Below are 18,148 nucleotides of genomic sequence, written 5' to 3' on the forward strand. Positions count from 1 at the left end.
GTTCAGCGCAGGCTCAAGGCAGCACCGCCGCCGCACGCGCGGCGGTGATCTGCGCGTCCGCGTCGCGCTGCAGCAGCAGGCGCTGGCGCACCAGGTCCTGGGCCGCGGCCGTGACGGCGCTCACGTAGCCGGCCTGGTCGACATACAGCTCCTCCAGTGACGGCCGCCCGTCACCGGCTGCCAGCCGCGCCGCGCGCGTCTTGTGGAAGGGGATGAAGCTGCCCGTGAGGTTGGACAGGTCCACGATGCCCGGCGTGGCCACGTAGTTGAACTCCATGCTGGTGCCCAGCGGTGCCCGCGCCTCCACGCTGCGGATGCCGGCGCGCGTGAGGCCGGTGCCCGCATCGACCTGGGGCACGAGGATGGCGTAGTCCTTGCCCGTGGCGCGCGGCGGCTGCAGCGTGGCGATGCCGCTTTCGTCCTGCGGCACGTACTGCGGGCCGAAGTCGAGCAGCGCAAAGCCGTTGTGGCGTGCCAGGTAGCGGAACTCGGGGATGGCGGTCTGCACGCCGCCCACGCTCCAGCTCAGGCCCTTCATGGCGGGAAAGACCAACTTGTCGGGCCGCACCAGGGTGCCGTCGGCCAGCCTGGGCACCTGGCTGGCCGGCGGCTCGGTGCCGCGCACCACCCAGTCCTCCAGCGCGATGAACAGCGCGCGGAAGGTGTCGTTGAAGTGCACCACGGTGCCGGCCGGATAGACATTGCGCGTGGGCGCGTAGCCGATGCTGGCCGTGCCGCCTGCGCCGCCGTGCTGCGTGCTGGCGTAGTAGTAGATGCGGGCATTGGCGGGCTGGGCGATGTCGCGCAGGCCGTTGGCATCGGTCAGCACGGGCGAGCCCTGCAGCTGCCAGAACTCCGTGCCCGACAGGCCCAGGAAGAACTTGGGGCAGGTGTTGCTGGCTTCGCAGCGCTTCATCACGCCGCCCTGGCGGCCGCTGACCTCATCGCTGTAGTCCTTGTCCAGGCCACGCGGCGCGGTCTGGCCGAAGGCCGTGTGGTCGGTGCGCAGGCCGCCCCCGCCGCCGGGCACGGCAAAGCGCGTGTTGATGTTGGTCTGGCGCGCGGCCACATGGGCATACATGCCGTCGAAGACCTTGCCGCCATCGAGCGCCTGGTTGAAGCCCAGGTGCAGGAAGGTCTTCATGGCATTGCCCGACTGCGAGGTGCCCTGGCCGATGGTGTGCGTGATGCGCCCGGCCAGCGGATTGGCCTTGCCGTCGGCATCGGCCGCCTTGGCGCGGAAGAAGCTCACCGTGTCGCGCAGCGCGGCCAGGCCCACGCCCATGACCTTGGGGTCCTTGGCCACATAGACCAGCTCGTAGAGGTACTGCGGATCGAACCCGCCCTTCAGGCAGACATTGGTGGCGCTGGGTGTGCCGGGGAAGGGATTGGCGGCGGCATCGCAGCTGGCGAACTTCCAGTCGCCCGCAGGCACGGTCTGGCGCGCATCGGTTTCGTTGATGCGGCGCGTGAGCGAGTAGCCGGCCTGCGTGTTGTCCAGGCTGGCGGGCTCGTAGGGGATCATGGTCCCGTTGAACACGCCGCCGGGCAGGGCCATGGAGGGCACGGCGGCGGCCGGGACCAGCTCGGTGCGGTAGCTGCCCGTGATGCTGCTGCCGTCCTTGTTGCGGGCCACGGGCACGGTGACCGTCAGGCGCGCGGGCGTGGACTTGGGCACATCGCCCTGCCAGGCCGAGTACAGCAGCACATAGCCGCGCTCCAGGTAGACCGCATCGCCGGGCGTGGCCGTGGGGTTGGGCATGGTCAGGATGTTGCCGCGGTTGGGCGCGTCATAGCGCAGCACGCCGCTGGCCTTGGACATGTCCTTGGGCTTGAGCATGACGAAGTCGGTGCTGTACTCGACCATGCCGCGCGCATTGACGGGCGCCAGCGCCAGGTCCTGGATCACGGCGTTCTTCGGGTCGGCCGGGTCCAGCTCGCCGCGCAGCACGCCGGTGACTTTTTCGTAGGCGCCGACACTTCCGTAGCTGCCGGCAAAGTCCTCGGTGGCGCTGATGCTCAGCTGCATGCGCGGCGCCTGCGAACCGGCGGGCGAGTCACTGCCGCCGCAGGCGGTCAGCAGCCCGGATGCGGCCAGGGCAAGGGCCAGTGGATGGGTGGATCTGATGTGCATGTTGTCTCCTTGGGGTCATGGCACAGGCAAGGCTGCGCCCTGGCCGCCGTGCATTGCGGCGGCCTAGGACGGTTCGGAAAAAAAGGGAACGGGAGAGCGGGGAGCGGCCTACTCGGGCTGGATGCCGGCGGCCTTGATCACCTGGCCCCACTTCTGGGTCTCGGCGGCCTGGAAGGCGGCCAGTTCCTGCGGTGTGGCCGTCCAGCCCTGGGAGCCGGACATGTCGAAGAAGGACTTGGCGCCCGCGCTGTGCACGGCGTCGGACAGAAGGCGGTTCAGGCGGGCCACCACGGCCTCGGGCGTGCCGGCCGGCGCATAGGCGGCGAACCAGTAGCCCATGTCATAGCCCTTGACGCCGGCTTCCTCCAGCGTGGGCACCTCGGGCAGCTGCGGGCTGCGCTGGGTGGTGGAGTAGCCCAGGGCGCGCAGCTTGCCCGACTTGACCTGGGGCACGCCGGTGGAGGTGTCGGTGATCATCAGGTCGATCTGGCCGCCCAGCAGGTCGGTGATGGCCAGCGGATTGCTCTTGTAGGGCACGTGCATCAGGTCCACGCCGGCCAGCTGCTTGAGCATTTCACCGGCCACGCGGCTGGAGGAGCTGCCGCTGCCGAACGACAGCTTGCCCGGCTGCTTCTTCGCCGCCGCCAGCAGATCGCCCACGTTCCTGTACGGCGCATCGGCGCGCACCACCAGCACCTGGCCGCCCTTGCCCAGCCCGGCCACGGGCGCGAAGTCCTTGACCGCGTCATAGGGCAGCTTCTTGTACAGATGCTGGTTGGCCGCATGCGTGGTGTTGGTGGTGATCAGCACCGTGTAGCCATCGGCCGCCGAGCGCGCCACCTGCTGGGCCGCGATCATGCCGCTGGCGCCGCCCTTGTTCTCGACCACCACGGCCTGCTTGGTCGCCGTGGTCACGGCCTGGCCCAGCGCCCGTGCCAGCTGGTCGGTGGCGCTGCCGGCCGCAAACGGCACGACGAAGGTGATGGGCTTGGACGGATAGTCCTGGGCCAGCGCCGGTGCTGCGGCGGCTGCCAGCGCGCAGGCTGTCAGCACGAGCGCATGGCGGCGGGGGAAGTTGTGCGAAAAGTGCATGTCTGTCTCCTTTGTTGTGATGAATGTGTGACGGGCGGGTCCTGCCGGCTACTCCGGCGCCAGGTGGGGCAGCAGCGAAGCCGGTATGTGGACCTGCATCTGCAGCAGCCAGTACGACAGCGCCTTGCCGTGGCTGTCGAGGTTGAGCGCATCGTTGACGCCGCCGTCCAGCACCGCGTCCAGCACCCAGTTCATGGCCTGCAGGCGCTGCAGCACGAAGCGCTGCACGCGCGCCGGGCGCCGGGCGGCGAAGTGCGCGGCCACGCGCTCTTCGGTGATCTGCTCCACCAGCACGGGCCAGCAGGCGGCATTCCAGGCGATGAGGCTGATGTTGGAGCGGTTGCCCTTGTCCCCCGTGCGCCCGTGCGCCAGGCGGTACAGCGGCACGGTGACGGGCATCGTGGTTGGCAGTGTGTTCATGCGGCGTGCTCCCCGGCTTCTTTCTCGACCCCTTTATCGACCCCTTTGTCGATCTCTCCCTCGGCCCACTTCCATCCGGTGGCGATGCTCTGCTGCGCCAGCAGGCAGGACACCGTGCCCAGCCGCGCGCGCAGCGCCGTGCGCACGCCGCCGCCGCCGGCCGGCCCGCAGGTGTACAGCGCGTTGACCTCGCGCGGCAGACGCCGCGCCTGGGCCTGCGTGGGGCGCAGCCAGGCGGCGCGCAGGCGCACGTCCTGGGGAGCGGCTGCACCGGCCGGCTGCGCGTCGCGCCAGCGGCCGGCGTCGTCGCCCAGCACGCTGGCCACGCCGATCCAGTCCAGGCGCAGGTCGCCTGCGGCCTCGCCGCCCAGACGCTCGCGCAGCACCTCGCCGGCCAGCCGGGCGCGCTCCAGGGCGCGCGGGCCGGCATAGGAGATCTCGCCCTCGGCCAGCCAGCCCGAGGCATGGCAGACATTGACCTTGTAGTGGCCGTTGTGCGCATGGCCGCGCACGCCGCTCAGGCGCACGGCGTCAGGCCCCACCTGGTGCACCTCGGCCTCGGACAGGTCGGCCACCACGTCGGGCGTCAGGTAGGCGGCCGGGTCGTGCACCTCGTACAGCAGTTGTTCCTTGACCGTGCGTTCGCTGACCAGGCCGCCCGTGCCTTCGGGCTTGGTGATGGTGCAGTCGCCCGAGGGTTCGATGATGGCAATGGGATAGCCCAGCCGCGCCAGGCCCTGCACGTCCTTGAAGCCCGGGTCGGCAAAGTAGCCGCCCGTGACCTGGGCGCCGCATTCCAGCAGGTGGCCTGCCATGGTGGCGCGCGCCAGGCGGTCCCAGTCGTCCCAGGCCCAGCCGAAATGCGCCATGGCCGGCCCCAGGGTCAGCGAGGGGTCGGACACGCGGCCGGCCACCACGATCTCGGCGCCGGCCTGCAGGGCCTCGGCAATCGCGCGCGCGCCGATGTAGGCGTTGGCACTGACCAGCGAATCCTCGGGAAACTCCGCACTCAGCGCGGCCCGCAGCGCCCCGCGGTACGCCGGGCCGCTGACATCGTCGCCATGCACGACGGCGACGCGCGGCACGCGCAGGCCCAGGCGCTGCGCCAGCCGCTGGATGCAGCGCGCCGCGCCTTCGGGATTCGCCGCACCGAAGTTGCTGACGATGCGTATGCCATGCGCCAGGCAGTCGGCCAGCACGGGCTCCAGCAGGTCCTCCAGCAGGGGTTCGTAGCCCGCGTCGGGCTGCTCGCGGCGCGCCAGCTGGGCCAGCGCCAGCGTGCGCTCGGCCAGGGTCTCGAAGATCAGGCAGGCGCTCTGGCCGCTGGCCGCCAGGGCGCGCACCACGGGCGCGGCGGCATCGGTGCGGTCGCCCGAGAAGCCGGCTGCGCAGCCCACCCACAGCGGGGGCTTGTCCGGGGCAAAGGAGTTTTCCAGGTGGTCCATGCAGGCCAATGTAGGCAAGGGCTGCTAATCTGTGAAATCGATTATTCGGATCAACTCATCCAAAAACCAGATGAATATCTCCTCCCGCCAGCTCGATGCCTTCATCGCCCTGGCCCAGCTCAGCAGCTTCACGCTGGCCGCGCAGCGCTGCCATCTGTCGCAGCCGGCCTTCAGCGCCCTGATCAAGGGGCTGGAAGACGGCGTGGGCGTGCGCCTGTTCGACCGCAGCACGCGCCATGTGGCGCTGACGCAGGAGGGGGCGCAGTTCCTCGATGCCGCGCAGCGCATACGCGCCGACCTGGGCGATGCCGTGCACGGCCTGCGCGAGGCGGCGGCGCTGCAGCGCGGGCGCGTGTCCATCGCCCTGCTGCCTTCGCTGGCGGCGGCCTGGCTGCCACCCGTGCTGGCGCTGTTCCATGCGCGCCATCCGGGCATACAGCTGCAGGTGTCGGACCTGCTGTCCGAGTCCTGCATCGCCCAGGTGGCCTCGGGCCAGGCCGATCTGGCGCTGGCCGCCATCCGCGCCGACACCGAGGAGCTGCAGGCCGAATGGTTCTGCGCCGACCGGCTGCACCTGGTCTGCCGCGCCGACCATGCGCTGGCAGCGCTGCCCGCGCCGGCCATGGCCGACCTGCGGGACCAACCCTTCATCCAGCTCGCCCGCCACAGCAGCGTGCGCCAGTACCTGGAATCGCAGGAGCAGGCCCCGCCCCTCAACACCTTGCTGGAGGTGGAACACCTGGCCACCGTGATGGGCATGGTGCGCGCGGGCCTGGGCATCAGCGTGGTGCCGGCCCTGGCGCTGTTCCACTTCGTGCAGCCTGGCCTGGTGACGCGCCCGCTGGCCGATGCCGACCGCCGGCGCGACCTGTACCTGGTACGCAGGCGCCAGCGCAGCCTGTCGCCTGCCGCCCAGGCCTTCCACGCGCTGGCGCTGGAACATCGGCCCGGTGCGGGCGAGACCACCTGATACGGGGCAGCACGAACCTCGCAGCACAATAGCCCGATCGCCAAACGCATCCGAAAGCCGCCACCGTGGGTGAATTCGACCTGATCCGCCGCTTCTTCCAGCGCCCCGTGCGCCGCGCCGCCCTGGGCGTGGGCGATGACTGCGCCCTGCTCGCCCCGGCGCCGGGCATGCAGCTGGCCGTCTCCAGCGACATGCTGGTCGAGGGCCGGCATTTCTTCGCCGACGTGGACCCGCGCCTGCTGGGCCACAAATCCCTGGCCGTGAACCTGTCCGACCTGGCGGCCTGCGGCGCGCGCCCGCTGGCCTTCACCCTGGCCCTGTCCCTGCCGCGTGCCGATGCGGCATGGACCGAGGCGTTTGCGGCCGGCCTGCTGGCGCTGGCCGACGCCCACGGCTGCGAGCTGGTCGGCGGCGACACCACCCAGGGGCCCTTGAACATCTGCATCACAGTCTTCGGCGAAGTGCCGCCCGGCCAGGCCCTGCTGCGCAGCGGCGCGCGCGCGGGCGACGACATCTGGGTCAGCGGCAGCCTGGGCGATGCCCGCCTGGCGCTGGAAGCCCTGCTGGGCCACACCACCTTGCCACCCGGCACGCTGGCCGCCGCGCGCCAGCGCCTGGAAGCGCCCACGCCGCGCGTGGCCCTGGGCCAGGCGCTGCTCGGCATTGCCAGCAGCGCGCTGGATGTGAGCGACGGCCTGCTGGGCGACCTGGGCCACATCCTCGAGCAATCCCGCGTGGGCGCCAGCCTGGACACGCGCCTGGTCACGCCGCTGCTCGATGCCGGCCGGCACACGCCCCTGGCCATCGACCTGCTGCACCAGTGCACCCTGTCCGGCGGCGACGACTACGAGCTGTGCTTCACGGCCCCGGCCGACAGGCGCGATGCCGTGCAGGCCGCAGGCCGCGACACCGCCACGCGCGTCACGCGCATCGGCTGCATCGAGGAGCAGCCAGGCCTGCGGCTGATCGGCCCGGACGGAGCGGCCATGGCGCCCCGGTGGACCTCGTTCGACCACTTCGCTGCGGCCTGACGCCGCGCCAAACCACTTTCATCCGAGAAGGACTGCCCATGGTTCAACGCTCCGCCCTGCCCGCCCTCTCTGCCCTGGCCGCCGCCTGCTTCCTGCTGGCAGGCACCCCGGTCCAGGCCCAGGCACAAGCCCAGGAAGCCACCATCGCCCGCGCCCCCATCGCGCGCGTCACCCTGTATGCGGGCGTGGCCTCGGTGGAGCGCACGGCGCGCATCACGGCCGCCACGCGCCAGCTGGTGTTCGAGTGCCTGCCCGGCTCCATCGACCCGCAGAGCCTGCAGGTCAGCGCCGATGCCGGCGTGCGCCTGGGCGACTACAAGCTGCAGTCGCAGCCGCGCGAACTGGCCTCCAAGGCCTGCGCCAGCCCGCTGGAGCAGCAGATCCGCACGCTGGAAGACCAGTTGGCCGCGCTGGAGGCCGACGAGTCCGCCGCCAAGCTCGTGGGCGACTACCTGCAAGGCCTGGCCAAGCCCGGCGATGACGCCAAAGCCCCCGCCCTGCCCGCCGCCAGCCAGCTGGGCGCCGCCACCGAGGCGCTGCGCAGCACCAGCCGTGGCAACACGCTGCGCGCCCACCAGATCCTGCGGCAAAAGCAGGCGCTGCAGGAGCAGCTCAGGCCGCTGCAGCTCGAACGCGACCGCACGGGCGCAGGCAACGCCCAGGTGATGAAGGTCACCGTGCAACTGGCCAGCCCGGCCGATGCCAATGTGCAGCTCACCTACCAGGTGCGCGGCCCGAGCTGGCAGCCCACCTACCGCGCCCAGCTGGACCCGGCCAAGGGCACGGTGGCCATCGAACGCCTGGCCCTGGTGGCCCAGAACAGCGGTGAGGACTGGAGCCAGGTGCAGCTGCTGCTGTCCACGGGCCAGCCTTCGCGCAGCACGCAGGCGCGCCTGCCCAATCCCTGGACCCTGGATGTGGAACGGCCCCGCCCCGTGGCCGCCATGGCCCCTGCGGCAGCGCCGGCCCCGGCGGCCCCTGCGATGATGCTGGAGCGCGCCCGCAAGCCCGGGGCGGCCAGCGAGGCCGCCGAACTGCCGGTGCTCGATGTCGCCAGCCTCAACACCGCCTACGCCACGCAGTTCTCCGTGCCCTACCGCATCAGCGTGCCCTCCAGCAGCGAGCGCGTGACCCTGGCCCTGGGCTCGCAGAACCTGCCGGCCACCTTGCTCACGCGCACGGCGCCCGCCGTGGAAGAGGCCGCCTACCTGGTGGCCCAGCTGGCCGTGCCGGCCGGTGTCTGGCCCGCAGGCCCCGTGGCCCTGTTCCGCGACGGCGCCTTCGCCGGCCAGGGCCGGCTGGACTTCGGCAACGCCGCCGCGCTGGCCCAGGGCCTGTCCTTCGGCCGCGATGACAAGGTGGTGGTGCGCAACCTGCCCGTGGACTCGGCCACGGGCAGCGGCGGCCTGCTCAGCAGCAGCACCGAACGCCAGGTCACGCGGCGCTTCCAGGTGGACAACCGCCATGACCGCGCCATCGAGCTGCAAGTGGTGGACGCCGCACCCGTCTCGCGCAACGAGCAGATCCGCGTGCAGTCCCAATACAACCCGCAGCCGTCCACCACGCGCTGGAACGACCGCAACGGCATGATCGCCTGGCAGCAGCCGCTGGCCGCTGGCGCCAGCGCCAGCTTCGAGGCCCGCCACCAGATCCGCCATCCGCAGGATCTGGCGGTCGAAGAGCGTCAGTGAAGCACCAGGGCCGCGCTTATGATCTCGCCCCATGAGTGACGCGCCGCTGCGGCCGGAGGTTTCCGGCGATCCTGCTACCCCCACCTATGCCTCTGCGGCGCGCCCACCGGAAGGCCCGCCGCAGGGCGGCATGGCACGCCCCACGCTGGAATTCATGATGTCCCACCCGGCCCACTTCATCGCCATGGGGCTGGGCTCGGGGCTGGGGCGCATCGCGCCCGGCACCGTGGGCACGCTGTGGGCCTGGCTGTCCTTCCTGCTGCTGCAGCACTGGTTCACGCCCCAGCAGATCGGCCTGCTGATCGCGGGCAGCATTCCGCTGGGCTGGTGGGCCTGCACGGTCACGGCGCGCCACATGCGCGTGGCCGACCCGGGCAACCTGGTCTGGGACGAGATCGTGGCCTTCTGGCTGGTGCTGTGGCTGGTCATGCCCACGGGCTTCTGGGGCCAGCTCATCGCCTTTGGGCTGTTTCGCTTCTTCGACGCCGCCAAGCCCCAGCCCGTCAAATGGGCCGACCGGTGCTTCAAGGGCTTCGGCTGGCGCGGCGGCTGGGGGATCATGTTCGATGACCTGGTGGCCGCCTTCTGCACGCTGCTGGTCATCGCCCTGTGGCGCCATTTCATCGGCTGAAGGAGCTGGCATGAGCGCATCCAACGAACTCGTCGAAACCCTGGCAGGCCTGCTGCTGCAGCGCGGCTGGATGCTGGCCACGGCCGAGAGCTGCACGGGCGGCATGATCGCTGCGGCCTGCACGGACCGCGCCGGCTCCAGCGAATGGTTCGAGCGCGGCCTTGTCAGCTACTCCAACGCGGCCAAGCACGACCTGCTGGGCGTGCCCGAGGCGCTGATCGCCGAACACGGCGCCGTGAGCGAGCCCGTGGCGCGCGCCATGGCCGAGGGCGCCGTCGCCCACTCACGCGCGCAGTGCAGCGTGGCCGTGACAGGCGTGGCCGGGCCGGGCGGCGGCAGCGCCGCCAAGCCCGTGGGCACGGTCTGGTTCGGCTGGAACGTGTACGGCACCACGCACAGCGAATGCCTGCGCTTTGACGGCGACCGCGCCGCCGTGCGCCAGGCCACCGTGGCACACGCCTTGCAGCGCCTCAATGCGCTGATCAGCGCAAGGCTTTTATGAGCCGGTGCGCGATCTCCTGCAGCGGTGCAGGCAGGGCGCGGTAGCTTTCCAGCAGGCGCTGCTCGTCCACGGGCAGCGGCGCGTTGTCGTCTTCAAGCCCCGCCGTCAACTCCAGCGCCGTGGTCTGCAGCGCCAGGGCCACGCGGGCCAAGGTGTCGTTCTTGAGGGTGCGGATGGCCCCCGATTCGATCTGCGACACGGCCGAGGCCGTGATGCCTGCGGCCTCGGCCAGCCGGCCCTGGGTCATGCCCAGTTCGGCGCGGCGGGCGCGTATGCGTTCACCGATATGTCTCATGGCCCGTGCATCCAAAGCCTGTGGCACGGACGCTCAGGCGCCGTGGCACTTCTTGAACTTCTTGCCGCTGCCGCAGGGGCAGGGGTCGTTGCGGCCCGGCTGCTCGCCCTTGACGATGGTTTCCTGGCGCGGGCCCATGCTCTTCCAGATCTGGCGCAGGTCGTACAGCGCCCAGATGGCCTCGCCGAACTGCTCCACGCGCTCCTGGCTGGTGCTGGCGGGGCCGTCCTCGTCGTACATGCAGACTTCGGGCTTGCCGGTGTCGTCCTCGGTCAGGGCCACGACGGCGTTGAGCGCCTCGTTGAGCCAGCCGGCGGCTTCCTTGTCGCGCGGGGCGGCCCATTCCTCGGCCCAGTTCTCGACCACGAACATGAAGCCCAGCGCCCAGATCTGGCCGAACGAGGGAATCTCGCCGTCATCGGGACGCTCTTCCTCGGGCAGCGACAGGATGGCGCCGCGCATGTCCATGGCCTCGGGCTGGAAGGTGCGGTCGTCTTCCAGCGTCTTCACATCGGCGTCCAGCTGGGTGCGGATCTCGTCCATGCGCAGGCCCACCAGCTCCAGAAAACGCGCCTGCTGCGCCGCGTCCTTGAACACTTCCATCAGCGGCAGCGGCTGGCCCTCGGCCACCTCCAGCGTGCCGCCGTCGCCCAGCAGCATGGGCAGCCACTCGGCGGCCGGCACCTCGCGGCGCGTGCAGATCAGCGCCGTCAGGAAACCGTCGCAGAACTCCCACTGCGGAATCTCCTCGCCGCGCGTGCGCAGCTCGTCGAGCAGATCGTCAAGCTCCTCCAGCGCCTCGGGCGTCAGGGCAGGCTCGTCGGGCAGGGCGGTGGCTTCGTGGGCGTCGTTGGACATGGCGGGAATCTCTAGGGGAAACAGGGAGAAGGAACCGGCCACGGCCAGCCCCTCGAATGAATGGCCCGCAGTGTAGCCGCGCCGCCATGTCCGTGGCGCCCGGTCGGAACTGGCGCCCACGGGGCCCTATCGCCCCACATGGCCCACGTGGCCCACCCGCTACCCGGCTCCCTGCCAGGCCGGGAGCATGGAAAGCCCCACCCATTCCCCGACCCGGCTCATCGTCAAATTCTGCAAAGCGCCGCTGGCGCCGCCAAAGACTGCCACCAGTGCCCATGTCTGCTCGTCGAAACCGCGGGTCGTGCAGCAGGCCATCTGGGGCAGGCACAGCGCCTCGGACTGGTCCTGGGCCAGCAGGCTGACGAACTCCTGCGCGGTCACGGTCTCCGGATCCAGGCCCATGGGCCAGGACCCCTTCCAGCGCTGCGCATCCAGGGTCACGCTGTGCACGCCCCATGTCGGAGCGCCTGGCATGTCGCCCCAGGCCAGGCGTTGAAGGACCAGGCCCAGCCCCGTCTCCGCCCATGTCACCGGGTAAGGCGGGGCGTGATCGATCTTCAGCAGCTGCGCATCGCTCAATCCCGCCTGGTGCAGAGCCAGGCGCAGGTAATCCTGCCGGCTGTGCCGTCCCAGCGTGCGCAACACGGCATCCATCAACGGGGCGATGGGCTGTGGCTTCATGGTGCTTTCCATTCAAAACCCGTCAAACCGGCTCATATAGGCATCGCATGCCAGTAGCCACGCATGTTCATCATTCGAGCCCGAAGGCGGTGGGCCGATGAAGTTGTTGAGCCGGGATTTGGCACGAATCGGCTTGAGCAGGCGCGCTGCCTCGCCAAAGGCTGGCAGTGTCAGTCCCTTATCCATGTCCCCCAACCCCGGAAAATCTCCTGCCCGAATCCCCAGGCAGTTGCCCACATCCCCGGCGGAAAGGTATTGGCTGGCCTGCACCTGCTTGCGCACCGCCTCCCGCCCGCCCAGTTTTTCCAGCAAGGCATCGCTGACAAAACTCAGCCAATTGATACTGTACATGGCGTTGTTGAAGTCATGGCTTATCAACGCAAGGCTGCCCAAGGCATTCAATCCAGGAAACCGCTGCAAATAGGGATAGAGTACTTGCTACCCTTGGCTAATAGGTCCGATATTTCGTTCTTCAACCGTTGACATGACTCCCCACCCTGCAATGGCCCAGAAGGGTTGCATCAATTCCACCACCTGAGAGGTAATGCGACCCACATTGCTTTCTGGCGGCTGGTTGATGATCCACCACGCGGGAAATGCCATGCGAATGAAAGACATGGAAGGACCTATTCCAGGGGAGGTGTGCCGGTCATGTAGCCATGTGAACTCTTCGTTAGCGATGCAACAGCGAAGACGAAAGTTTTGTGCATTATCCGTCCACGCTTCCGGCGGCTTTGGCGAGCCAGAGGCCAGGTGAAACATCATTGCATAACCTTTAGGATTATCCAGGCTCTTTTGCTTCTTCGTGGTCAGTTTCTTCTGCGCCGCACTACTGATTAATCTAGCCGGCATACCATCATGCCAGTAAACCAGCTTCTCTTTACCGACAGCCTCACAAAAGAGATCAACCACCTTCCATGCACGCTCACGCACAGCCAGAGAATCTCCTTCATGAAATACCATTTCAATGGTCCAGCCTGCTCGTGCGCAAATACATCCAAATCTATCCTGCAACGCCATCCCCTTGAGAATATCCAGTGTTTCCACCATGTTGGTGCCCGATTTTTCATTGACCGATGGCCAGTCGAAGTCATGTCTTGCATCCATTGCCGCTCCTCCACTCCTTAATAATCCCCGGAAATCAGAAAAAATCAAACCGACTCATATAGGCATCGCATGCCAGCAGCCATGCATGCTCATCATTGGAGCCAGAAGGCGGCGGTCCGATGAAGCTGTTGAGGCGGGATCTGGCACGGACAGGCTTGAGCAGGCGCGCCGCCTCGCCAAAGGCGGGCAGCGTCAGTCCTTGATCCATATCCCCCAGACCAGGAAAGTCTCCCGCACGGATTCCCAGGCAGTTGCCCACATCCCCGGCCGAAAGATACTGACTGGCCTCCACCTGCTTTCGCACGGCCTCTCGCCCGCCCAGTTTTTCAAGCAAGGCATCACTGACAAAACTGAGCCAGTTGATGCTGTACATGGCGTTGTTGAAGTCATGGCTCATCAACGCAAGACTGCCCAGGGCATTCAAACCCGGGAAACGCTGCAGGTAGGGATACAGTATTTGCTGCCCTTTGCCGTCGGGTCCGATATTGCGTTCTTCCACTGCAGGCATGATGCCCCAGCCTGCAATGGCCCAGAAGGGCTGCATCAACTCCACTAGCTTGGTGGTAATTTTTCCCACATTGCGCTCGGGCGGTTGATCAAGAATCCACCAGATAGGAAATGCCATGCGAATGAAAGACATTGCAGGGCCTATGCCAGGTGATTGATAGCGATCCTTCATCCAAAGCCCTTCGTCGTTGTTGATACGGCAGTAAAGACGAAAGTCTTGTGCATTCTCCACCCAATCGTCTGGAGGTTTTGGATTGCCTGTTGCTAGATCAAACATCATTGCAAACCCCTTCGGATTATTGAGCGTACTGGGCTTATGCTTTTCCATTCTCGCCCTCCCTTTCTCGCTGGCCATGGCAACAGGAGCCATTCCCCACCATATTGCAAGCTTCTCAGCACCAACGGTTTCAATGAATAGATCTATCACCTTCCAAGCGCGCTCGCGCACAGCCAATGAATCCCCTTCATGGAATACCATCTCGACGGTCCAGCCAGCTCTTGCGCAAATATTGCCAAAATTATTCCGCAATACCAGTGCCTTGAGAATATCCAATGTCGCCGCCATGGCAGCATCCGCTTCCCGATTGCCTGAGGGCCAATTGAAATCATGTTCCGCAGCCATCGTCATCTCCCTGTACCTTCAGAATCCCATAAATCAGAACAGATCAAACCGGCTCATATAGGCATCGCATGCCAGTAGCCACGCATGTTCATCATTCGAGCCAGAAGGCGGCGGTCCGATGAAGCTGTTGAGCCGGGATCTGGCGCGCAAAGGCTTGAGCAGGCGTGCCACCTCGCCAAAGGCGGGCAGCGTCAGCCCCTGGTCCATATCCCCCAGTCCTGGGAAATCTCCTGCACGGATTCCCAGGCAGTTGCCGACATCACCGGCCGAAAGATACTGGCTGGCCTCCACCTGCTTGCGCACCGCTTCCCGCCCACCCAGTTTTTCCAGCAATGCATCGCTGACAAAACTCAGCCAGTTGATGCTGTACATAGCGTTGTTGAAGTCATGACTCTGCAAGGCGTGGCTACCTAAAGCATTCAATCCTGGAAATCGCTGAAGATAAGGATAGAGTATTTGCTGACCTTTTCCGTCGGGATCGATATTGCGCTCTTCCACAGCAGACATGATGCCCCAACCCGCCGTAGCCCAGAAAGGCTGCATCAATTCCACCACTTGAGAGGTGATCCAACCGACATTGCGCTCGGACGGTTGATTCAAAACCCACCATGCAGGAAATGCCATGCGGATGAAAGACATGGCAGGCCCTATTCCAGGTGATTGATAGCGATCCTTCATCCAAAGCCCTTCGTCGTTGTTGATACAACAGTAAAGGCGAAAGTCTTGTGCATTGTTTTCCCACAGTTCAGGCGGCTTTGGCTTTCCGGAAGCCATATGAAAAATCAGTGCATAACCTTTAGGATTGTCTAGGCTCTTCTGCTTCTTCGCGGTCAACTTCTTTTGTGCCATTGCGCTGGTCAGCATGGCAGGCATTCCGTCATACCAATAAACCAATTTCTCCTTCCCTACGGCCTCACAAAAAAGATCAACCACTTTCCATGCACGTTCACGCACAGCCAAGGAATCTCCCTCATGGAACACCATTTCAATGGTCCAGCCGGCTCTTGCACAGACATCACCGAACTGATTGCACAGTACCAGCGCCTTGAGAATATCCATCGTCGCCACGGTGGCTTTTTGCAGCTCTCTGGTGCTCAAAGGTTTTTTGAAATCTTTTGCCATATTCATCCTCCATATCTCACCGTACCGAAGCCATCGTTTCAGAATGACAACCCAAGGACTCTTGCCAGTGCAGTCCCTACCGCGCCTACACCTCGAAGTACCCGCCCCAGTGCGGACGCACCGGCCGCAGCCCCCACCGCAGCCGACGTATCCGCATTCACCCGCTCTGCCAAAGAGATGGCCTTTTCCCTGTTGGCCTGCCATCGCGCTGCCTGGTTCAACACACTTTCGTTCGACTTTTCTCCATCGCTGTCGCAAGCGCAGCTTCCGGCGTCCAAGGCCTTCTGGAGAAACTTGTCTTCGAAAATTTCTCGGTACGCATGAAACTGACTCTTGCCGTCTGGCCCTTCAGCATTGGAAAAGCCATCCCCCGGAAACTTCATCTCATAGACCCGCTGCACGTTGTCCAGCACAGGCGGAAGGCGCGGGTTCTTCACCACGACCACATCCGGGATGCGCGAGCCCGCAGGCCGGCTGCGCGTGGGTCGTACGGGCTCCCTGCGCGACATGACGGGGGTCTTGTTCAGGTACGGCACTTCCTGCTTGTAGTAGCCCCGGTAGCCTTCAAACCCGTCGGCCTGCATGACCACGCCGGCCACGCAGCGCTGGCCCAGGCCGCCGGTCATGCAGCAGCAAAACAGCTCGCACAGCGCCCTGCGGTCCAGTTCATTGTCGAAGTCCCGGGTGCCGCATACCTTGTTGAAGCCCACAAGCACGACGGCCTTGCACAGGTCCCTGGACCGCTTCAGGCGATTGAGGGCGATGAAGGCGGGGACCAGTTGCTCGCAGCTCATGCACCCGGGCCCTCCAGGGGCGAGGAGGACTCGCCTGCCGACGTACGCCGCCGCACCACGTCCCAGATGCCCATAGGCAGTTCAAGCATCATCAACTGGATGCGTCCCTCAGGCGGCAGGTCGGTGCGCGAGAGAAACTTGCGCACGGCGGGAAACTCGTCGAAGCGTTCGCCAAACTGGTGGCGCAAGGCCAGGAAGCCGATGACATCGTCCGGCGTCGACAGGCCCCAGCCCACCGCGCAGTCAAGGCCTCGCCGGGTATGGGCCAGCAGCCTGTCATGCGGCCAATCCTGCTCGCTGAGATGGCAGGTCTGCCGCACGATGGCGGCAATCCCTTCTTCGCTGGGCACGAGGTTGCGGCGCAGCGTGCGCTGCATTTCCAGGGTTGAAATTTCCATCATGGCGAAGACACCTCCCATTGCCTGTTGTCCAGGCGCGCCAGGCCTGTGACGTGGTCCAGAAACTTGCGTTGCGCCATGCCGACCCAGATCCCCTCGGGATGCGGTGCCAGGCAGGCGAGGATGCTGTGGCCGCGGAACCAGTCCCCCAGATGCGCCGGGTCGAACTGCGCCAGCAGGCGAGGCAGCACGCGCGGGTCGTAAAAGCGCAGCCACAGCCGCTGGCCGCCGTCTCCCCTGGCCTGCAGAAACCGCTTGAGATGGCGCTTGAGCGCAGGGGCCGGCAGCCGGCTGATCAGGAAAATGCCCCAGTGCGCCTGCCAGCCTTCATGCGGCCAGCGCTGGAACAGCGGACTGCCTGCATGCACCCGCATGAGATAGGGCGCGTAGCGCGCATAGCGGGCGGCGGGCATGCCGTCATACAGGCAGGTCATGCCGGACTGCGGCGGCTCGGCCAGGATGGCGTCATGCAGGTGCTCATCCGCCGCCGCGTCCACGATGGCGTAGAGCAGGCCGTCATAGGTCGCCGCCACCTTTTCGAGCACGGCCTGGCGTGCCATCTGGAGGTCGTCCGGCGTGCCGGGGCCTGGGGGGATCAAGGTGGACATGGCGATTCAGTCCTCCATGGCCGACACGAAGGCGGCCCCCGATTGCGCGGCTTCGGCCAGGCACCGGCCCGCATTCGCACCGATCCAGACGGTGGTGCAGCCCGAGACGACCACGCCGCCGTGCACGGTCCTGTCCCCCATGCGGGCTGCGGGCCTGCCGCCGATCAGTACCGTGGCTTCGCCTTCGGCAATGGCGTCGGGCGGCGAACGGGGGCACAGCGCCTGGTCCGTGACCCTGGCCGCCGGCATGCCGCCGATGAGCACATCGGCCTGGCCGGAGAGAATGGCGCCGCCCCCGTGGGCGGGGCAGGCGTGCACGTCGCCCACTCTTGCTGCAGGTTGTCCCATGCGAGTGCCCCGGGTTCAGCAGTTGATCTTCACCAGCGGCGACTTGATCTCGACCATGGCCGGAGAGATCTCGATGGAGCTCGCCCCCGATTGCAGCCGGATGCTTCGGGTGCCGGTGACGATGACCTGTTGCCCATCGACCGTCAGCGTGGTGCCCGCCGCCAGGGCCAGCTGTCCGCCCGCATCGACCAGGCTGTTGGCGCCCACCCGCAGCGCGTGGTCGTTGCCGACGTTGACCGCCTGGTCCTGCCCTACCTCGGTGCTGTCGTTGTTCTGGATGGTGCTGCTGCGGTTGTTGCCCACGATGAGGCCTTCATCGTTTCCAACCTGCGCGCTGCGGTTGCGCCCCACGGTCCGGCTCCAGTCCATCCCCACGCTGTCGCTTCGCAGGACACCCACGTTGCTCATCAGCACCGCGCCTACGTTGAGGTTGTAGGCACACCCCACGGTGACCATCTTGAACAGGCCCGTGCCCTGCGTGTAGCCGATGCCCACGGTTTCGGATTTCATGCGCCCCGTGGCCAGGGTCCAGTTGCGGCCGATGCTGTCGCGTCCATTGGCATCCACGGTTTTCGTGCGGTTCTTGCAGATGCGGATGCTTTCATCCAGGTCCACCGTGCGCGTGCGGTTCTGGTGGACGGTGAGGGTCTCGTCCAGGTCCACCACCTCCGTGCGCCAGCCGTGGACATCGATCTTCTCGTTGCGGTCCACGGTCTCCGTGCGGTCGCGGTGGATGACATTGGTCTCGTCCCGGTCTACCGTCTTGCGCCGGTCGTTGCCCACCCATTTGTCTTCGTCGTTCTCGACTTCGGTGAGCTGGTCCTTTTGCGCGTGCAGCCACAGCTGTTCGGCGCCCGCCTTGTCCTCGAAGCGGATGGCGTTGGCGTCGCCC

20 protein-coding genes and 1 pseudogene are annotated in these 18,148 nt (G+C 66.6%); 5 read left to right on the plus strand and 16 right to left on the minus strand.

What is annotated here, in order from left to right; all coding sequences use genetic code 11:
- Positions 1–13: 13 nt before the first annotated feature.
- From ACF8ME_RS05080 to ACF8ME_RS05095, 4 genes are all read right to left on the minus strand, one after another.
- The gene (locus ACF8ME_RS05080) at positions 14–2,134 is read right to left on the minus strand and encodes an alpha/beta hydrolase domain-containing protein (RefSeq protein ID WP_392415521.1); all 2,121 of its coding nucleotides are present in this window, start codon (positions 2,132–2,134) and stop codon (positions 14–16) included.
- 108 nt (positions 2,135–2,242) lie between these two features.
- Positions 2,243–3,226: a Bug family tripartite tricarboxylate transporter substrate binding protein gene (locus ACF8ME_RS05085; RefSeq protein ID WP_392415523.1), complete on the minus strand. Its 984-nt coding sequence runs from the start codon at positions 3,224–3,226 to the stop codon at positions 2,243–2,245.
- A gap of 48 nt (positions 3,227–3,274) precedes the next feature.
- Positions 3,275–3,646, minus strand: coding sequence for a hypothetical protein (locus tag ACF8ME_RS05090; RefSeq protein ID WP_013804720.1), 372 nt, complete (start codon positions 3,644–3,646; stop codon positions 3,275–3,277).
- Complete coding sequence (locus ACF8ME_RS05095) at positions 3,643–5,091, minus strand: acyclic terpene utilization AtuA family protein (protein WP_392415525.1); 1,449 nt, start codon at positions 5,089–5,091, stop codon at positions 3,643–3,645. The genes ACF8ME_RS05090 and ACF8ME_RS05095 overlap by 4 nt, the downstream gene beginning before the upstream one ends.
- Before the next feature lie 70 nt (positions 5,092–5,161).
- On the opposite strand from ACF8ME_RS05095, the gene ACF8ME_RS05100 reads away from it, so the two are divergent.
- The 5 genes from ACF8ME_RS05100 to ACF8ME_RS05120 all read left to right on the plus strand — a co-directional run bounded on the left by ACF8ME_RS05100 (position 5,162) and on the right by ACF8ME_RS05120 (position 9,916).
- On the plus strand, positions 5,162–6,061 hold the full coding sequence (locus ACF8ME_RS05100) for a LysR family transcriptional regulator (RefSeq protein WP_047219821.1): 900 nt from the start codon (positions 5,162–5,164) through the stop codon (positions 6,059–6,061).
- Positions 6,062–6,126: 65 nt separating this feature from the next.
- On the plus strand, positions 6,127–7,092 hold the full coding sequence (gene thiL, locus ACF8ME_RS05105) for a thiamine-phosphate kinase (RefSeq protein ID WP_392415527.1): 966 nt from the start codon (positions 6,127–6,129) through the stop codon (positions 7,090–7,092).
- A 38-nt stretch (positions 7,093–7,130) separates the two neighbouring features.
- Positions 7,131–8,783 (plus strand): DUF4139 domain-containing protein, encoded by a 1,653-nt coding sequence (locus ACF8ME_RS05110; RefSeq protein ID WP_392415529.1) that lies wholly within the window; start codon positions 7,131–7,133, stop codon positions 8,781–8,783.
- 130 nt (positions 8,784–8,913) lie between these two features.
- Positions 8,914–9,414 (plus strand): phosphatidylglycerophosphatase A, encoded by a 501-nt coding sequence (locus tag ACF8ME_RS05115; RefSeq protein WP_026062211.1) that lies wholly within the window; start codon positions 8,914–8,916, stop codon positions 9,412–9,414.
- A gap of 10 nt (positions 9,415–9,424) precedes the next feature.
- Positions 9,425–9,916, plus strand: coding sequence for a CinA family protein (locus ACF8ME_RS05120; RefSeq protein ID WP_392415531.1), 492 nt, complete (start codon positions 9,425–9,427; stop codon positions 9,914–9,916).
- On the opposite strand, the gene ACF8ME_RS05125 is transcribed toward ACF8ME_RS05120, so the two are convergent.
- The 12 genes and pseudogenes from ACF8ME_RS05125 to ACF8ME_RS05180 all read right to left on the minus strand — a co-directional run.
- Positions 9,897–10,211 (minus strand): helix-turn-helix domain-containing protein, encoded by a 315-nt coding sequence (locus tag ACF8ME_RS05125; protein WP_012202639.1) that lies wholly within the window; start codon positions 10,209–10,211, stop codon positions 9,897–9,899. The genes ACF8ME_RS05120 and ACF8ME_RS05125 overlap by 20 nt on opposite strands.
- A 33-nt stretch (positions 10,212–10,244) precedes the next feature.
- Positions 10,245–11,069 carry a UPF0149 family protein gene (locus ACF8ME_RS05130; RefSeq protein WP_013804727.1) on the minus strand — a complete coding sequence of 275 codons (825 nt, stop codon included), beginning with the start codon at positions 11,067–11,069 and terminating at the stop codon, positions 10,245–10,247.
- Between the two features lie 159 nt (positions 11,070–11,228).
- Positions 11,229–11,750: a hypothetical protein gene (locus ACF8ME_RS05135; RefSeq protein ID WP_392412353.1), complete on the minus strand. Its 522-nt coding sequence runs from the start codon at positions 11,748–11,750 to the stop codon at positions 11,229–11,231.
- A 12-nt stretch (positions 11,751–11,762) separates the two neighbouring features.
- A complete protein-coding gene (locus ACF8ME_RS05140) occupies positions 11,763–12,170 on the minus strand; it encodes a type VI immunity family protein (protein ID WP_392415533.1) in 408 nt (135 codons plus the stop codon).
- An 18-nt stretch (positions 12,171–12,188) separates the two neighbouring features.
- Positions 12,189–12,857, minus strand: coding sequence for a hypothetical protein (locus tag ACF8ME_RS05145; protein WP_392415534.1), 669 nt, complete (start codon positions 12,855–12,857; stop codon positions 12,189–12,191).
- Positions 12,858–12,891: 34 nt separating this feature from the next.
- Positions 12,892–13,986, minus strand: coding sequence for a type VI immunity family protein (locus tag ACF8ME_RS05150; RefSeq protein ID WP_392415536.1), 1,095 nt, complete (start codon positions 13,984–13,986; stop codon positions 12,892–12,894).
- Between the two features lie 33 nt (positions 13,987–14,019).
- On the minus strand, positions 14,020–15,108 hold the full coding sequence (locus tag ACF8ME_RS05155; RefSeq protein WP_193726182.1) for a type VI immunity family protein: 1,089 nt from the start codon (positions 15,106–15,108) through the stop codon (positions 14,020–14,022).
- A gap of 38 nt (positions 15,109–15,146) precedes the next feature.
- Entirely contained in the window at positions 15,147–15,902 is a 756-nt protein-coding gene (locus ACF8ME_RS05160) for a hypothetical protein (protein WP_065348076.1), read from the minus strand.
- Complete coding sequence (locus tag ACF8ME_RS05165; protein ID WP_392415539.1) at positions 15,899–16,303, minus strand: hypothetical protein; 405 nt, start codon at positions 16,301–16,303, stop codon at positions 15,899–15,901. The genes ACF8ME_RS05160 and ACF8ME_RS05165 overlap by 4 nt, the downstream gene beginning before the upstream one ends.
- Positions 16,300–16,908 carry a DUF4123 domain-containing protein gene (locus tag ACF8ME_RS05170; RefSeq protein WP_392415541.1) on the minus strand — a complete coding sequence of 203 codons (609 nt, stop codon included), beginning with the start codon at positions 16,906–16,908 and terminating at the stop codon, positions 16,300–16,302. Before ACF8ME_RS05170 ends, ACF8ME_RS05165 begins: the two co-directional genes overlap by 4 nt.
- A 6-nt stretch (positions 16,909–16,914) precedes the next feature.
- On the minus strand, positions 16,915–17,256 hold the full coding sequence (locus ACF8ME_RS05175; protein ID WP_128422780.1) for a PAAR domain-containing protein: 342 nt from the start codon (positions 17,254–17,256) through the stop codon (positions 16,915–16,917).
- Positions 17,257–17,271: 15 nt separating this feature from the next.
- Positions 17,272–18,148: pseudogene (locus ACF8ME_RS05180) on the minus strand (type VI secretion system tip protein VgrG); the annotation flags it as partial.

The organism is Delftia sp. WSY_7, from assembly GCF_043104845.1.
In the GTDB taxonomy this organism is placed as follows: domain Bacteria; phylum Pseudomonadota; class Gammaproteobacteria; order Burkholderiales; family Burkholderiaceae_C; genus Comamonas; species Comamonas tsuruhatensis.

What these genes read in the sequence shown, in the direction of transcription:
- ACF8ME_RS05080 (WP_392415521.1), bottom strand. Translation starts at nt 2,134, where the DNA reads ATGCACATCAGATCCACCCATCCACTGGCCCTTGCCCTGGCCGCATCC.
- ACF8ME_RS05085 (WP_392415523.1), bottom strand. Translation starts at nt 3,226, where the DNA reads ATGCACTTTTCGCACAACTTCCCCCGCCGCCATGCGCTCGTGCTGACA.
- ACF8ME_RS05090 (WP_013804720.1), bottom strand. Translation starts at nt 3,646, where the DNA reads ATGAACACACTGCCAACCACGATGCCCGTCACCGTGCCGCTGTACCGC.
- ACF8ME_RS05095 (WP_392415525.1), bottom strand. Translation starts at nt 5,091, where the DNA reads ATGGACCACCTGGAAAACTCCTTTGCCCCGGACAAGCCCCCGCTGTGG.
- ACF8ME_RS05100 (WP_047219821.1), top strand. Translation starts at nt 5,162, where the DNA reads ATGAATATCTCCTCCCGCCAGCTCGATGCCTTCATCGCCCTGGCCCAG.
- ACF8ME_RS05110 (WP_392415529.1), top strand. Translation starts at nt 7,131, where the DNA reads ATGGTTCAACGCTCCGCCCTGCCCGCCCTCTCTGCCCTGGCCGCCGCC.
- ACF8ME_RS05115 (WP_026062211.1), top strand. Translation starts at nt 8,914, where the DNA reads ATGGCACGCCCCACGCTGGAATTCATGATGTCCCACCCGGCCCACTTC.
- ACF8ME_RS05120 (WP_392415531.1), top strand. Translation starts at nt 9,425, where the DNA reads ATGAGCGCATCCAACGAACTCGTCGAAACCCTGGCAGGCCTGCTGCTG.
- ACF8ME_RS05125 (WP_012202639.1), bottom strand. Translation starts at nt 10,211, where the DNA reads ATGAGACATATCGGTGAACGCATACGCGCCCGCCGCGCCGAACTGGGC.
- ACF8ME_RS05130 (WP_013804727.1), bottom strand. Translation starts at nt 11,069, where the DNA reads ATGTCCAACGACGCCCACGAAGCCACCGCCCTGCCCGACGAGCCTGCC.
- ACF8ME_RS05135 (WP_392412353.1), bottom strand. Translation starts at nt 11,750, where the DNA reads ATGAAGCCACAGCCCATCGCCCCGTTGATGGATGCCGTGTTGCGCACG.
- ACF8ME_RS05145 (WP_392415534.1), bottom strand. Translation starts at nt 12,857, where the DNA reads ATGGATGCAAGACATGACTTCGACTGGCCATCGGTCAATGAAAAATCG.
- ACF8ME_RS05150 (WP_392415536.1), bottom strand. Translation starts at nt 13,986, where the DNA reads ATGGCTGCGGAACATGATTTCAATTGGCCCTCAGGCAATCGGGAAGCG.
- ACF8ME_RS05155 (WP_193726182.1), bottom strand. Translation starts at nt 15,108, where the DNA reads ATGGCAAAAGATTTCAAAAAACCTTTGAGCACCAGAGAGCTGCAAAAA.
- ACF8ME_RS05160 (WP_065348076.1), bottom strand. Translation starts at nt 15,902, where the DNA reads ATGAGCTGCGAGCAACTGGTCCCCGCCTTCATCGCCCTCAATCGCCTG.
- ACF8ME_RS05165 (WP_392415539.1), bottom strand. Translation starts at nt 16,303, where the DNA reads ATGATGGAAATTTCAACCCTGGAAATGCAGCGCACGCTGCGCCGCAAC.
- ACF8ME_RS05170 (WP_392415541.1), bottom strand. Translation starts at nt 16,908, where the DNA reads ATGTCCACCTTGATCCCCCCAGGCCCCGGCACGCCGGACGACCTCCAG.
- ACF8ME_RS05175 (WP_128422780.1), bottom strand. Translation starts at nt 17,256, where the DNA reads ATGGGACAACCTGCAGCAAGAGTGGGCGACGTGCACGCCTGCCCCGCC.